The sequence below is a fragment of the Pseudomonas sp. R4-15 genome (genome assembly GCF_055768815.1).
Genome location: NZ_CM147293.1, coordinates 3952594 through 3965958, shown reverse-complemented (window position 1 = coordinate 3965958; position 13365 = coordinate 3952594). Strand labels below are relative to the sequence as shown.

The 13365-nt window shown below is 66.0% G+C and carries 14 protein-coding genes and 3 pseudogenes; 6 read left to right on the top strand and 11 right to left on the bottom strand.

Annotation, left to right across the window (positions count from 1 at the left end):
• Positions 1–119 precede the first annotated feature (119 nt).
• The 9 genes and pseudogenes from ACYRGX_RS19200 to ACYRGX_RS19160 all read right to left on the bottom strand — a co-directional run.
• Positions 120–890, bottom strand: a pseudogene (locus tag ACYRGX_RS19200) (MCP four helix bundle domain-containing protein); the annotation flags it as partial.
• A 69-nt stretch (positions 891–959) separates the two neighbouring features.
• Positions 960–2219 carry a DUF445 domain-containing protein gene (locus ACYRGX_RS19195; RefSeq protein ID WP_473054026.1) on the bottom strand — a complete coding sequence of 420 codons (1260 nt, stop codon included), beginning with the start codon at positions 2217–2219 and terminating at the stop codon, positions 960–962.
• Positions 2220–2286: 67 nt separating this feature from the next.
• Complete coding sequence (locus ACYRGX_RS19190) at positions 2287–2991, bottom strand: methyl-accepting chemotaxis protein (RefSeq protein ID WP_473056727.1); 705 nt, start codon at positions 2989–2991, stop codon at positions 2287–2289.
• A 198-nt stretch (positions 2992–3189) separates the two neighbouring features.
• Positions 3190–4152 (bottom strand): annotated as a pseudogene (locus ACYRGX_RS19185) (methyl-accepting chemotaxis protein); the annotation flags it as partial.
• A 223-nt stretch (positions 4153–4375) separates the two neighbouring features.
• Entirely contained in the window at positions 4376–4996 is a 621-nt protein-coding gene (locus ACYRGX_RS19180) for a TPM domain-containing protein (RefSeq protein ID WP_473054025.1), read from the bottom strand.
• Between the two features lie 14 nt (positions 4997–5010).
• On the bottom strand, positions 5011–5763 hold the full coding sequence (locus ACYRGX_RS19175; RefSeq protein WP_473054024.1) for a TPM domain-containing protein: 753 nt from the start codon (positions 5761–5763) through the stop codon (positions 5011–5013).
• Entirely contained in the window at positions 5760–6371 is a 612-nt protein-coding gene (locus ACYRGX_RS19170; RefSeq protein WP_473054023.1) for a LemA family protein, read from the bottom strand. Before ACYRGX_RS19170 ends, ACYRGX_RS19175 begins: the two co-directional genes overlap by 4 nt.
• An 83-nt stretch (positions 6372–6454) precedes the next feature.
• The gene (locus tag ACYRGX_RS19165; RefSeq protein ID WP_473054022.1) at positions 6455–6931 is read right to left on the bottom strand and encodes a GNAT family N-acetyltransferase; all 477 of its coding nucleotides are present in this window, start codon (positions 6929–6931) and stop codon (positions 6455–6457) included.
• Between the two features lie 60 nt (positions 6932–6991).
• Positions 6992–7765, bottom strand: coding sequence for a transporter substrate-binding domain-containing protein (locus tag ACYRGX_RS19160; RefSeq protein ID WP_473054021.1), 774 nt, complete (start codon positions 7763–7765; stop codon positions 6992–6994).
• A 158-nt stretch (positions 7766–7923) separates the two neighbouring features.
• Here ACYRGX_RS19160 and ACYRGX_RS19155 point away from each other — a divergent pair, with 158 nt between their 5' ends.
• The 6 genes and pseudogenes from ACYRGX_RS19155 (at position 7924) to ACYRGX_RS19130 (ending at position 11967) form a co-directional block, all read left to right on the top strand.
• Complete coding sequence (locus ACYRGX_RS19155) at positions 7924–8364, top strand: HIT family protein (protein WP_473054020.1); 441 nt, start codon at positions 7924–7926, stop codon at positions 8362–8364.
• A gap of 81 nt (positions 8365–8445) precedes the next feature.
• Positions 8446–8877 carry a 3-isopropylmalate dehydratase gene (locus ACYRGX_RS19150; RefSeq protein WP_473054019.1) on the top strand — a complete coding sequence of 144 codons (432 nt, stop codon included), beginning with the start codon at positions 8446–8448 and terminating at the stop codon, positions 8875–8877.
• A 297-nt stretch (positions 8878–9174) separates the two neighbouring features.
• Positions 9175–9699, top strand: a complete 525-nt coding sequence (locus ACYRGX_RS19145) for a PAS domain-containing protein (RefSeq protein ID WP_473054018.1) — start codon at positions 9175–9177, stop codon at positions 9697–9699.
• A pseudogene (locus ACYRGX_RS19140) lies at positions 9696–10784 on the top strand (methyl-accepting chemotaxis protein); the annotation flags it as partial. The gene ACYRGX_RS19145 and the pseudogene ACYRGX_RS19140, both read left to right, overlap by 4 nt.
• A gap of 18 nt (positions 10785–10802) precedes the next feature.
• Positions 10803–11222, top strand: coding sequence for a CZB domain-containing protein (locus tag ACYRGX_RS19135; RefSeq protein WP_473056726.1), 420 nt, complete (start codon positions 10803–10805; stop codon positions 11220–11222).
• A 31-nt stretch (positions 11223–11253) separates the two neighbouring features.
• Positions 11254–11967 carry an SIMPL domain-containing protein gene (locus tag ACYRGX_RS19130; protein ID WP_473054017.1) on the top strand — a complete coding sequence of 238 codons (714 nt, stop codon included), beginning with the start codon at positions 11254–11256 and terminating at the stop codon, positions 11965–11967.
• Positions 11968–11981: 14 nt separating this feature from the next.
• On the opposite strand, the gene ACYRGX_RS19125 is transcribed toward ACYRGX_RS19130, so the two are convergent.
• The gene (locus ACYRGX_RS19125) at positions 11982–12722 is read right to left on the bottom strand and encodes a substrate-binding periplasmic protein (protein ID WP_473054016.1); all 741 of its coding nucleotides are present in this window, start codon (positions 12720–12722) and stop codon (positions 11982–11984) included.
• A gap of 75 nt (positions 12723–12797) precedes the next feature.
• On the bottom strand, positions 12798–13325 hold the full coding sequence (locus ACYRGX_RS19120) for an ankyrin repeat domain-containing protein (RefSeq protein WP_473054015.1): 528 nt from the start codon (positions 13323–13325) through the stop codon (positions 12798–12800).
• Positions 13326–13365: the final 40 nt, after the last annotated feature.

Sequence of the window (13365 nt, the reverse complement as noted above, 5' to 3'; positions counted from 1 at the left end):
CTGTGTTCGTCCTGGATGATGCGCTCGGTCTGTGCGGACTTGTCGGTGAGTTCGTGGCTGGCCTGCTCGACGCTCTGGGTCAGGCGTCCCACTTCGGCGATCGCCGGTTGCAGCTTGTCGAGGAAGCGATTGAAGGCTTGGCCGACTCGGCCGATTTCGTCGGACGAGGCGACCTCCAGGCGCTGCGAGAGGTCGCCATCACCGCTGGCGATCTGCTCCAGACGTTGTAGCAGCAGGCGCAAGGGGCGCGTGAGGAGAGGGGGCACCAGGACCGTCATGGCCAGCGCGGCGAGCAGGCCGACAGCCAGCAGGACCAGTTGGTTACGCTGTGCTGAGCTGGCCTGTTCGTCAGCGGCCTTCGAGGCGGATTCAGCATTGCGGGTTTCAAGTTCGACCAGTTGGTCGATGGCATTGCGCGTGGCTTCGAAAAGACGCTCACCCTCGCCGAAGCTGGCTGCGCTGGCCTCGCTGCTATCCGGGGCGGCGACGATGCGTTCCGAGAGCGTGCGCCATTTTGCGAAATTCTCCTGGAAAGTCCGCCCCAGGGAGTCGGCCTGCGAGCCGGGATTCATCGCCAGATACTTGCCTACACGGTCCGCCGATTGCTGCAGATTTTCCGCATGGAACTTGCGTAATGCATCGGCCTTGGCACCGACAGCCTCGTCGAGCAGGCTGCGCTCGGCGAGCATTGCTTGATAGAGATCACGGTCGGCGTTGAGCAGCAATTCGGTGGCGGGTAGGGCACGCTCGGTGAGCAGCCGTTCGGTGCTGGCCAGATCGCGCAGGCCGAGTATGCCGATGCCCCCCATGGCCAGCAGCAGAAGCAGCATGAGCAACAGGGGCAGGCCAATCTTGTAGCGCAATCCCAGGCTCGAGAGTCTTGTTGTCATTACTGCACCTCTTCGCTCAGCTTCGTTATGAGGGTAACGGCAGATTGCCGCCGGCCTTTATTGTGCCGATCAGAAGGTGTCAGTCCATTGACTCAAGCCATGCAGGAGGAGGCCGACGAGGCCACCGACCAGAGTGCCGTTGATCCGTATGAACTGCAGATCGCGGCCTACGCCACGTTCCATCTGCTCCAGCAGATCACGGGTTTCCCAACCGGCGACGCGTTCGGCTATGTAGTCGCCGATGCGTTGACTGTAGCCTTCCAGCAGGCGTGGGGCGAGTTCCAGCACGCGCTCATCGAACCAGGCACGCATGGCAGGGTCGGCCTCCAGTGCCTGACCCAGGCGAATCACCAGTCCCGCCATGCGCGAGCGGATCCGTGAGTCGTCGCGCAGCAGGTCTGCGTCGAGGTTCTCCAAGGCTTCGCCCCACAGCTCGCGCAGGTAAGCGCGGCTGGCGGGATGGCGCAGCATCTGGTCCAGCAGGCGGCGTACCTTGAGTCCCCAGGCGGGGTCCGCCTGCAGCCGACGCGCGTACTCTTCCAGTTGTGCTTCCAGATGTTGCCGCAGTGGGTGCTCCGGGTCGCGGGAGACCTCCTCGAGTAGCGCCACCATGCCCTTGACGATCTTGTTCGCGGACCAGCCGCCGACCTGCTCCTGCAAGCCCAGGCGACTCAGTGTGCGCAATTGCGAAGCGACCGCGCGGGCGACCCACTGGCGCGCCTCCGGTTCGCGCAGCAGGGTATCGAGGCGCACCAGGACCTCGTCGAGCAGCAACTGATGGCGGCCCTGGCGGATCAGCAGTTGCAGCAGTCGACCCAGTAGCGGGGCCAGGTCCAGCTCGCGCAGGCGACGCACGCCGCGGACTTCGACGAAGGCCTGGACGCGGGCGTCGCCCAGGGCCTGCAGGGCAAAGCGCGCCAGGCCGCCGAGGCGCTGCGCCAGTGCTTCGGCATTCTCCGTCTGGCGCAGCCAGCGGGCGAGGCGCGCGGCGAGGGTGGTGCCGCGCAGGCGCGCCATCACCTGGGCGTTGGAGAGAAAGTGGCGGACGATGAATTCGGCGAGGCGCCGGCCGATGCGCGCCTGATTGCGCGGGATGATCGCGGTGTGCGGGATCGGCAGCCCGAACGGGCGGCGAAACAGGGCGGTGACCGCGAACCAGTCGGCGATGGCGCCGACCATTGCCGCTTCGGCGAAGGCGGTGAGATAGCTCCAGGCCGGATTCCTGGCCTGCAGGATATGACCGAGGACGAAGAGTCCGGCGGCGGCGAGCAGCAGCAGGCCCGCGAGACGGCGCGGGCCGACGGCCGGATGGGCAGCGGCGGTGGACAAGGGGCTTCTCCGTGATGAACAGAACGCCCTTTATCTCACCGACGCCCGCCCCGGGGCAAAGGTCGGGTCAGACGCGGAAGCGGCCAACCATTTCCTGAAGCTGGCCGCCCAGGCGCGCCAGCTCGGTGCTGGAGCTCGAGGTCTGCTGGCTGGCGGTGGCGGTCTGCTCGGAAATGTCGCGGACGTTGACCACGCTGCGGCTGATTTCCTCGGCCACCGCGCTCTGCTGCTCGGAGGCCGCCGCGATCTGCTGGTTCATCGACTGGATGCTGGAGATGCGCTCGCTGATCGCGGTCAGCGCAGTACCGGCCTCGCGGACCAGCTCCACGCTGCTGTCGGTGAGCTGGCGGCTTTCCTCCATCATCTCGCTGGCGGTACGGGTGCCCTGGTTGAGCGCGCCGATGGCGTTCTCGATTTCCTCGGTGGACTTCTGCGTGCGCTGCGCCAGGCTACGCACCTCGTCGGCGACCACCGCGAAGCCGCGCCCGGCTTCACCGGCGCGGGCCGCCTCGATGGCGGCATTGAGCGCCAGCAGGTTGGTTTGTTCGGCGACGGCCTTGATCACGTCCATGACGCTGCCGATGCGCTGGCTTTCGCTGCGCAGGCGGTCCATTGCCTCGCTGGTCTGGCCGACCTGCTGGGCCAGGCGGTCGATCTGCGCAACGGCGCGGGAGACGACCTGCTCGCCTTGGCGCGCTTCGTCCTCGGCGGTACTGGCGGCGCCGGAGGCGTCGCCGGCGTTGCGTGCCACTTCATGCACGGTGGCCGCCATTTCCTGCATGGCGGTGGCGACCTGGTCGGTCTCTTCCTTCTGCGCGTTGGCGCCCGCGCTGGTCTGCTCGGTGATCGCCGAGAGCTCCTCGGCGGAGCTGGCGATCTGCGTGACGCTGTCGCGCACGCCGCCGATCAGCTCGCGCAGGCTGTTACTCATGCGCTGCACCGCGTTTTGCAGCGCGCCGAGTTCGTCCTTGCGTTTCGCATGCTGCTGTTTCTCGCTGAGATCACCGGCGGCTACGCGCTCGAGGGTTTCCAGGGTATGCGCGAGCGGCCCGGTGATCTGCCGGGAAATGACCACCGCGGCCAGGATGCCGAGCAGCAGTGCGGCGAGCGCCGCCGCCAACTGCAGCGAGGTGGCCATCTTGCTGTCCTGCGCCGAAGCGGTCAGTTGCGAGGCAAGCATCTGCGCGTTCAGGTCATCGACGACAAGCATGTCCTGGGCCGTGGTTTGACGGAGATTGGCCAGCGTGCTGCTCTGCGCGCGGAAGTCCTCCACGGCTTTGGCGTACTCGCCATTGAGGGTGGACAGGCGCTGGAACTCCTGGCTGAAGTCGCCCGCGAAGCGCGAGGCGAGGTCGGGAAGCTCGTTTCGCGTCTTCGACAGTTGCGCCATCATCACCTTTTCGGTGTCGGGGTTGACGTTGCCGGTATAGCCGCGCACCTGGTAGCGCATCATGAACAGGTTGTCGTAGATCTGGTTGATCGCTTCGATGCGTGCGAAGCGCTGTTCCGCGTCGGGCATGCTGCGTACCTGGTTGCGGATCCCTTCGATCAGTTGCAGGTACTCCTTGGCCAGGTTGCCCATCTGCTGCTGGGCGGACTTGTCGGCGGAATAGGCAGCGAAGACTTCCTTCAAGGTATTGCCGTAGGCCTGCATCACCTGATACTGGCGCTCGATGCGTGCGTTGTTCTCCGCCAGGCGGAAGCTACCCCGCAAGCTGTCCAGTCGTCCGAAGAACGCGTCGTAGCGCTGCTGCAGAGTGGCCTGTTGCTCGGCTGCGCCGTTGGAGTCGATGTACCGCAGACGAGCCACCTGCAAGTTTCCGAGCGAGGTATTGAGTTCGGAGATCAGGCGAACCTTTTCGGCGCGGCTGGACACGCTGGAGAGTCCCTGCCAGCCAATGGCCGCCTGTATCAGGCTCAGCGCCAGCAACATGCCGAATCCCAGGGCTAATTTGTGGCTGACCTTGAGGTCTGCGAACCATCCGAACATTACCGTTATCGCTCCTTAAGACGGCTTGATTTTCCTTCATCGGTTCATGAGTGAAATATCAAGCGAGACGCGGACCGGGGATTGTTCTTGTCGGTCCAGAGGGCTACGACCGGAATACCAGCGGAGTGCTGTTCCTGGAAAGTCGTGGCGCGTCTAGAAATTGGCGTCAATGGTATATCAGGACCAGCCTGTCTGGTAACTCATTGCTATCATGCGTGGCGGGCAAGGCCCGGGCCAGATGTTCGCCGCAGGCCTCGATGCAGCCGAGGAAGCCTGCGAGGGTTCGCCCTTCGCGCACCTCGGCGGTGAACTGCTGGACTATTCGCGCCCACTCGGCATTCTCTATTTTTGACGATATGCCGTGGTCGGCGAGTATCTCCACGTAACGCTCGGCCTCGCTGACGAAGATCAGCAGGCCGGTCGCCTCGCGGGTGTGGTGCAGCCCTTGCTCGAGGAATTGACGGCGGGCGAGGTTGGCCGCGCGCCAGTGCCCCACGCGGCGGGGTATCAGGCGTGGCGCGATGGCCGGCAGGCGAAACAGCAGGGCGAGGACGATGAAGCACGCCCATTGCGCCAGGAGCAGGTAGCCCGGCTCCAGCCAGCCGGGCAGGAACGCCAGCGCGCCCGGCAGCAGGAGGGCCGCCAGGGCGGCCCAGAGCAGCGGGATGTAGGTGTAGTCATCGGCCCGGTCGGCGAGCACCGTCACCAGTTCCGCGTCGGTGCTTGCCTCGATTCGGCGAATGGCCTCGGCCACCTGTTTGCAGGCCTGCTCGTCGAGTAGGGTCATGTCGTCATCCTTCTTCACCAACCACCGGACGCGCCGCCGCCACCGAAGCCGCCGCCGCCTCCGGAGAAACCGCCGCCGCCACCGAAACCGCCTCCGCCGCGTCCGCCACCCAGCACGCTGCCGGCGAGCATGCCGCCGAGCAGGGCATTGCGCCGTCGGCGTCCGCCCGGGCCACCGCCGCCTCCGCCGATCACCAGGCCGAGCACCACCACCAGCACCAACAGGTGTATCCACGCCGGCACGGCGTTGCCCTGCGGCTGAGCGGAAGTGCTCGGTTGCGCGAGGGGATCGCCGCCGAGTACCTGGAGTATCGCGGCGGTGCCATCGACGATGCCGCGGGTGAAGTCGCCCGCCCGGAAGGCAGGCAAGATCACGCTGTTGATGATGATCGAGGACTGCGCGTCGGTCAGGCGTCCTTCCAGGCCGTAGCCGACCTCGATGCGCACGCGCCGCTCGGCCTGGGCGACGATCAGCAGTGCGCCGTTGTCCTCGCCCTTCTGGCCGATGCCCCAGTGGCGACCCAGTTGATAGCCATAATCTTCGATGCTCTGGCCCTGCAGGTCGGGCAGGGTGACCACCACCAACTGTTCGCCGGTACGCTGTTCGTGGGCCTGGAGCATCCCCGTGAGGCGCTGGCGGGTGGCGCCATCGAGCATGCCCGCACTGTCGACCACCCGGCCGCTCAGCGCCGGGAAGTCGATCGCGGCCTGGGCCAGCGGCGCCAGGAGCAGCGCCAGCACCAGGCCTAGGAGGGGCAATCTCCTCACTGGAAGTTCACGCTCGGCGCCTGGTCGGCATTCGGCGCGCTCGCCTCGAAGGTGGGGCGTACCTGCATGTCGCGGTAGAGGGTCATCTGCCACAGTTTGCCGGGGAAGGTGCGGATTTCGGTGTTGTAGCGCTCGACGGCGGCGATGAAGTCGCGGCGCGCCACGGCGATGCGATTCTCGGTGCCTTCGAGCTGGGACTGCAGGGCGAGGAAGTTCTGGTTCGACTTGAGGTCCGGGTAGCGCTCAGCGACGACCATCAGCCGCCCCAGGGCGCCGGAGAGCTGGCGCTGAGCCTGGTCGTAGCGTTGCAGTTGCTGCGGATCCTGCAGGGTGCTGGCGTCGACCTGGACCGAGGTCGCCTTGGCCCGCGCTTCGACGACCTGGGTGAGCGTCTCGCGCTCCTGCGCGGCGTAGCCCTTCACCGTTTCCACCAGGTTGGGAATCAGGTCGGCGCGGCGCTGGTACTGGTTCTCGACCTGGGCCCAGGCTGATTTCACCTGTTCGTCGAGGGTGGGAATGTTGTTGATCCCGCAGCCGCTGAGCAGGGTGGCGAGCAGCGCCGTGGCGAGCAGTCGCCAGGAAAGGGTTGGGAGAGCTGCGATGCGCATTGAGGTGCGTCCATGTCCATTGAGAGGTCGGGCGTTCGACGCCCGAACTTCATCATGGTTCATGCGCGGCCAGGGCGAAAGGGTCACTCGGCGAAACGTTGCAACGCCTCGCCATCCAGGCGGTAGCGAATCCATTCGTCCTGGGGCAGCGCGCCCAGCGAGCGGTAGAAGTCGATTGCCGGCTGGTTCCAGTCCAGCACGCTCCATTCCAGACGCCCGCAGTCATGCGCCACGGCTTCGCGCGCCAGGTGCCGGAGCAGCGCCTTGCCGGCGCCGCTGCCGCGCTGCCGGGGCGTGATGTAGAGATCTTCGAGGTAGATGCCGTTGCGGCCCAGCCAGGTCGAGTAGCTGAAGAAGTACACGGCGTAGCCGAGCGCTTCGCCGTCGCGTTCGCAGATCAGCGCCTGGGCCCGTGCGCCTTCGCCGAACAGACTGTGACGGATGTCCTCGACGCTGGCCACCACTTCGTGGGCGGCGCGCTCGTACTCGGCCAGTTCGACGATGAAGGCGTGGATCAGCGGGGCGTCTTCGGGTTGTGCGGGGCGGATAGTGAGGCTCATGGGGTCTCGTGATTGGGGTTATCGATGCGCCGGTGCGGGGCACCGGCGTTGCTCTGCGGCTTACTGGCCGGCGCCGAGCCAGTCGCCGACGATGCGTGCGTACTCGCCATTGTGGCGTGCCAGATGCAGCCACTGGTCGACGTACGCCTTCCAGGCGATGTCGTCGCGCGGCAGCATGAAGGACTTCTCGATGTACTGCAGCGGCTGCGCGGGGTTCACCGGGCACAACGTCGGGTAGTTGCGCTTCTGGTACTGCGCCTCGGAGGCGTCGGTGATCATCACGTCGGCGCGGCCCTCGGCGACCGCTGCGAAGATCACCGTGTTGTCGTGGAACAGTTCCAGCTTCGCCTGCGGCAGTTCACGGCGCACGAAAGCCTCGTTGGTGCCGCCCGGCGGTTCGATCAGGCGGACTTCGGGACGGTTCATCTGCGCCACGCTCTGGTAGCGCTGCACATCGTCGCAGCGAACGAAGGGGATCTTGCCGTCGATATTGGTCGGCGCGCTGAAGAACGCCACCTTCTGCCGCTCGAGGGAGACCGACACGCCACCCACGGCGATGTCGCACTTGGCGAGGAAGTCCGGGGTGAGGGTCTTCCAGGTGGTCGGCACCCACTCGGGCTTGGCGCCGAGGCTCTTGGCCAGCGAACGTACCAGTTCGATGTCCATGCCCTCGTACTCGCCGTCCTGGCGCAGGAAGCTGTAGGGCTTGTAGTCGCCGGTGGTGCAGACACGCAGGGTGCCACGGTCGATGACCTGGTCCAGTCGCGAGCCCGGATCGGCGTGGGCGAGGGAGGCAGTGGCCAGCAGCAGGCCGGCGCTGAGCAACATCTTCATGATTATCCTTGTAGGTGTTGGGGCGGCAGCGGTTCTGCCGCGGCGCCATTCTAGCGTTCTCGGCCGCCTTGCGGCGGTATCCGCGTAGGGCGGATGGCGCGACGTGGGCGATGGCATGCGGTAGCCTTGCGCTGACATCCACTGCCCCGGAGCCCGGCATGAGCCTGTACGGCGATTACGATCCCCAGAACATCTTCGCCTGCATCATTCGCGGTGAGGCACCCTGCTTCAAGATCTACGAGGACGACGACGTGCTCGCCTTTCTCGACCTGTTCCCGCAGTCGCGCGGGCACACCCTGGTGATCCCGAAGAACGATCCCGCGCGCAACTTGCTGGAAGCCAACCCGCAGACGCTGGCGAAGTTGCTGCCCGCGGTGCAGAAGCTGGCGCGGGTGATCGCCGAGGAACTGCAGCCGGACGGTATCCAGGTCGCCCAGTTCAACGGCGCGCCTGCCGGGCAGAGCGTCTTCCACCTGCACATGCACATCGTGCCGCGCTGGAGCGGCCAGGCACCCGCCGCACATGGCCAGGGCAAGGCCGATCCGGCGGAGCTCGAAGCGCTCGCCGAGCGCCTCAAGGCGCGTATCGCCGCTGCGTGATGTAAGCAGCGGCACCCTGGTCGCCGCTGCGTTGTCACAGACACGATCTTATATTTCCAGACTGACCCGTGGAGGGAACCCATGCGATCGATCCAGGCGCTGCTGGCGCTCACTTTGGTGGCTGTGGCCGGCTGTTCGTCCTATCGTCCCGAACGCTTCGAGGCGATTCCCAGCGAACGCCTGCTCGGCTACCAGCAGGCCAGTGATGGCACCGGAACGCTAGAGTTGCATCGCGAGGTGGGCTTCATGGGCGGCGGCTGCTACGTGATGTTCTCGATCGACCGCCAGCCGGCGGCACGTATCGGCGTCGGCGAGCAGGCCAGCTTCCAGCTGATGCCGGGGCGGCACATCGTCGGCATCGGTGCGGATACCGAGGACGACACCCTCTGCGCCCATGCGCGGCTCAATCGAGAGGCCTGGGTCGAGGTCGCCGAGGACGGCAAGCCCGCCGAGGTGCGCATTTATGCGGACAACCGCAAAGGCTTCGACATGGAGGTCAAGGACGGGCACTGAAGCGCCTGCGCGATCTGCCGCAGCGACCCTGTGGCAGGAGGACGGCCTGCTCTGGCTCAGGTTCTCGCCCCGCGTCTGGAGCTGCTGAGGCGACGGGAGTAAGTCTTCCTGCGCGCTTTCATTGATCGGCAGCAATGAAGGCTCGATGCCATCATAAGACCATGCGCCGACCCGGCAGAGTGCCGAGAGGGCGCCTCGTTTCACCAACGTGGCAGGTGGGTCGGCATGTGGCCAGGAGGGCTGGCGCAGACTCGTTCGGGGAGCGCCATGGGCACTCCCCAGCATCCGGATCTCCGTATGAGCCAAGCAGTCGGCCTGCGCGAAGAGGAAGTGATCCTGGGCGACGACGAGTTCATCGTCACCAAGACCGACACGCGCGGCAATATCCTTTATGCCAATCGTACTTTCATGCGTATTTCCGGTTTCAGCGAGCCGGAGTTGCTCGGCCATCCACACAATCTGGTACGCCATCCGGACATGCCGCGCTCCGTCTTCCGGCTGCTCTGGGAAACCTTGCGCGGCGGTGACGAGTTCTTCGGCTACGTGAAGAATCGCTGCAAGGACGGACGCTACTACTGGGTGCTGGCCAACATCACCCCAGACCGCGACGCCAGCGGTCAACTGCGGGGTTACTACTCCGTACGCCGCAAGCCGAGGGCATCCGCCATCGCCCAGGCCGAGCGCCTCTACCGGCGCATGCGCGAGTTGGAGCAGCAGTCCGGCATGGAGCCGGCGCTGGACTACCTGCAGGAGCAGGCGCGCGCTAGAGGGCTGGACTATGCGGGGTTGGTGATCGCCCTTAATCGTGAGGACGCCGCATGAAAGCTTCCGCTGCAACCGCGCAGCCCCGTGGCGTTAGCAGTGGGGCGTTGTTCCTTGGTGGTCAGTTTCGCCTGCTATGCGCCTGCCTTTCGCTGGTCTCGCTGGTGGCCGCGTCGGTGGCGATCGTCGTCTACGACGGCAGCCTGTGGTGGCTGCTGCAGCCTCTGCTGGTGGGACTGCTCTGCGCGCGTTTGCTGCATCGCGTCGGCCGTGTGCTGATGACCTTGCAGAGCATCCAGCAGACCATGCGCCAGGCCAACGCCGGGGCGTTCCACCTGCGCATCACGCGCACCGCGCGCCTCGGTGAGGTGGGCAAGGTAGCCTGGGAGGTGAACGACTTTCTGGACAAGGTGGAGGCCTACTTCAAGGAAGTCGATACCTGCTTCTCCAATGCCTCGCGGGGCAAGTTCGATCGTCCCGCCCTGGAGGACGGTCAGCCAGGCATGCTCAAGCTGTCGCTGCAGAACATCAATCGCTCGCTGGCGGCCATGCAGCGCAACACCGAACTGGTCGCTGCCAACGAGCTGCAATCCACGCTGCATGCCTTGAACGTGCCGAATCTCATCCTCAACCTGCGCGATACCCAGCGCAACCTGCAGGACATCAGCGGACGCATGGTCGAGGTCGAGTCCATCGCCCTGCGGAACAACGAGGCGGCACTCGACAGCCAGCATTCGGTGCGGCGCATGGACGACGCATTGCACGACATTGCCGCCACCGTGGCTGCGGTGACCGCGGTGGTGCAGCGCCTGGGCGAGGACAGCGAGCGGGTGCAGGCGTCCCTGTCGATGATCACCGAGATCGCTGACCAGACCAACCTGCTGGCGCTCAACGCCGCCATCGAGGCTTCTCGGGCCGGGGAGCAAGGGCGTGGCTTCGCGGTGGTCGCCGATGAGGTCAAGGCGCTTTCGCGGCGCACCAAGGAGGCTGCCGGCGAGGTCACCTCGACCATCGAGGGTTTTTCCTCGCGGGTTTACGAGATGCTGCAGAAGGCCGAGGTCACCGAGGTCCTGTCGCACCAGGTCAACGAGACCCTGGGCGATCTACGCCGGCGTTTCGATGCGTTCTCCGACAGCTCGCTGGCGACCATCGACGCGCTCTCCGTGGCCAAGGATCAGGCGCTCAACGTGCTCAACAAGGTCGATCACGTCATCCTCAAGCAGAACGGCTACATCGCGCTGGACGCCTCGACCTGCCAGCCCGAAGCGTTGCATGCGATCGCCGAGGACCACCATGGCTGTCGGCTGGGGCAGTGGTTCCACGGAGAGGGGCTGGCGCGCTTCGGCCAGAGCAGCGGCTATCGCACGCTGGAAAAACCGCACCGGGCGGTACACGACGCGCTGCAGCGCGCCGTTGCGCTGCGCGAAACGGACTGGATGCACGAGCGTCACTACCAACAACAGATCGTCGCGGCCATGCGCGAGGCGGAGGAGCAGAGCAACGCCTTGCTGCACGCGCTCGACGGCATGCTCGACGGCTTCCAGGCGCATCGGCGGCAGACCGCGCGCGCCAGGAACTGCTAAGGTGAGCTGAGGTTCCCCTGGAGTGCTGTCCATGCCCGTTGCCCGTATCGGCCTGTTGCCTGCCTTGCTCATCGCGATCGCCGTGGCCTTCGCCGGGTGGTCCATGGGGCAGGGCTTCGAGCGTTTTCGAATGGCTGATCGAAGCATTACGGTGAAGGGCCTGGCGGAGATGGAGGTGAATAGCGACTTCGCCATCTGGAGCCTGGCGTTCCGCCGCGGCGGCGACCGTTTTGGCGACGTGCAGCGCCAGCTCAGCGAAGATCGCCAGCGTGTCGTGGCGTACCTGCGCGAGCAGGGTTTCCGCGACGACGAGCTCGAGGTGCGGCCGTTGCAGGTGCAGGACCTGCTCGCCCGGGAGTGGTCCAACGGCAACGTGCCGCTGCGCTTCACCGGACAGGGCCAGGTGCTGGTCAAGACGCCGAGGGTGGATGTGGTGGCGAAGACCGCCAACGCCATCGATCCGCTGATCCAGGCCGGTGTGCAACTGGATACCAGCGAGGGGCCGCGCTATCAGCTGCGTGGCTTCAACGACCTCAAGCCCAAGCTGCTGGAGGCGGCCACCGGCAATGCGCGGGATCAGGCGCGCCAGTTCGCCGGAGACGCCGGTGCCAGTCTGGGCGAGTTGAAGAACGCCAACCAGGGCGTGATCCGCGTGCTCGACGACGACGGTAGCGACATGGATAGCGGGCGAACCCTCGGCAAGCGCTTGCGGGTGGTCAGCACCTTCGAATACACCTTGCGCTAGGGCCCGCGCGGCCCCTAGCGATAGCGCGCGAGGATCTTCTCGAAAGTACCGTCCAGACGCATGCGCACCAGGGCGCGCAGCAGCGCCATGGTCGGGATATCCGGCGTGTCGCGGACCAGACAGGAGACCTCGTCGAGGGAGATTTCGGCGACTTCGATCAGCTTGTGTTGGGTAGGGTGCTGGCGATTGAACCAGGCCAGGCTCTGTTCGCTGGACATCGCGTAATCGAAGCGGTCGCTCTGCAGCATGGCCAGTAATTGTTCCTGGGTACGTACGTCCTCGCGCAGCAGTTGCCCCGAGGCGAACAGCGGGTCCAGACGCGGGTACTGGTAGCCGAGTACGGTGCCGATCCGGGTGCCGTGCGGGAGGCTTTCCGGCGCGCTGCTTGGCTGGCCCTGCCGCCCCACCAGCAGGTCACGCTGCACCATGAACGGCAGGCTCCAGATGTACCGGTAATGGGACTCGCGCACCCAGTCCGGAGTGACGTAGCAGCGTACGTCGATGAGACCGTTTTCGACGCCCTGCTGCACGCGGCGCCTGGGCAGGCTGATCAGGCTTGCCGGGCGATCGATACGTTTGGCCAGCGCGTGGTAGAGGTCGGGGAGGATGCCGGCGTGGGTCTCGTCCTTTCCGGAGAAGTCGACCAGCGGCATCGTCCAGCTCTCGTTAATCGAGAAATGCAGCACCGGCTTCTGCGCCGCCATCCCCAGGCTGCTCCATCCCAGCAAAGCGAAGAAGATCGCTGCTATCCACATCACCGGTCCACGCCCCCTACGCTCGATAGGCGCGAGTCTACGCAAAAGCGGGACCTGGGTCAGTTGCCGCAGTGTTCAGTGACCCGCCGCCTTGCGCAGAAGCGCGGGCGTCCGCTGCGCGCCCATCACCCGGGTGGCGTCCAGGGGCGTGGCTCCCTGAGCATCGCGGGCCGCCGGGTCGGCGCCGTGTGCCAGCAGCAGTTCGACGATCTCCACGCGGTCGAACATCGCCGCCATCATCAGCGCCGTCTTGCCATCGGCGCCGGCCGCGTCGACCGACGCCCCCCCTTCGAGCAGCAGGCGGGCGATCTCCCGTTCGTCCTTGAATGCGCAGCCGGCCAGCGGTGTCTGCCCACGGTCGTTGGCGAGGTCGGGATCGGCGCCGTGTTCGAGCAGGACGCGGCAGGCCTGCAGGTGGCCGTGGTAGCTGGCGAGCATCAGCAGGCTGTCGCCCTTGGCGTCGCGCAGGTTGGCCGGCAGGCCGGCCTCGAGCAGGCGCCCGAGCATCTCGGCGTCGCCCTGGCGCGCCACATCGAGCACCTGGCGGGCGAATTCCTGGGATTCCTCGGCGCTCATCAGACGGCTTTGGCTGGACGGATTCATCGCGGGCTCCTGTGTGTGTCCGGTAGTGATCGTCTGACCA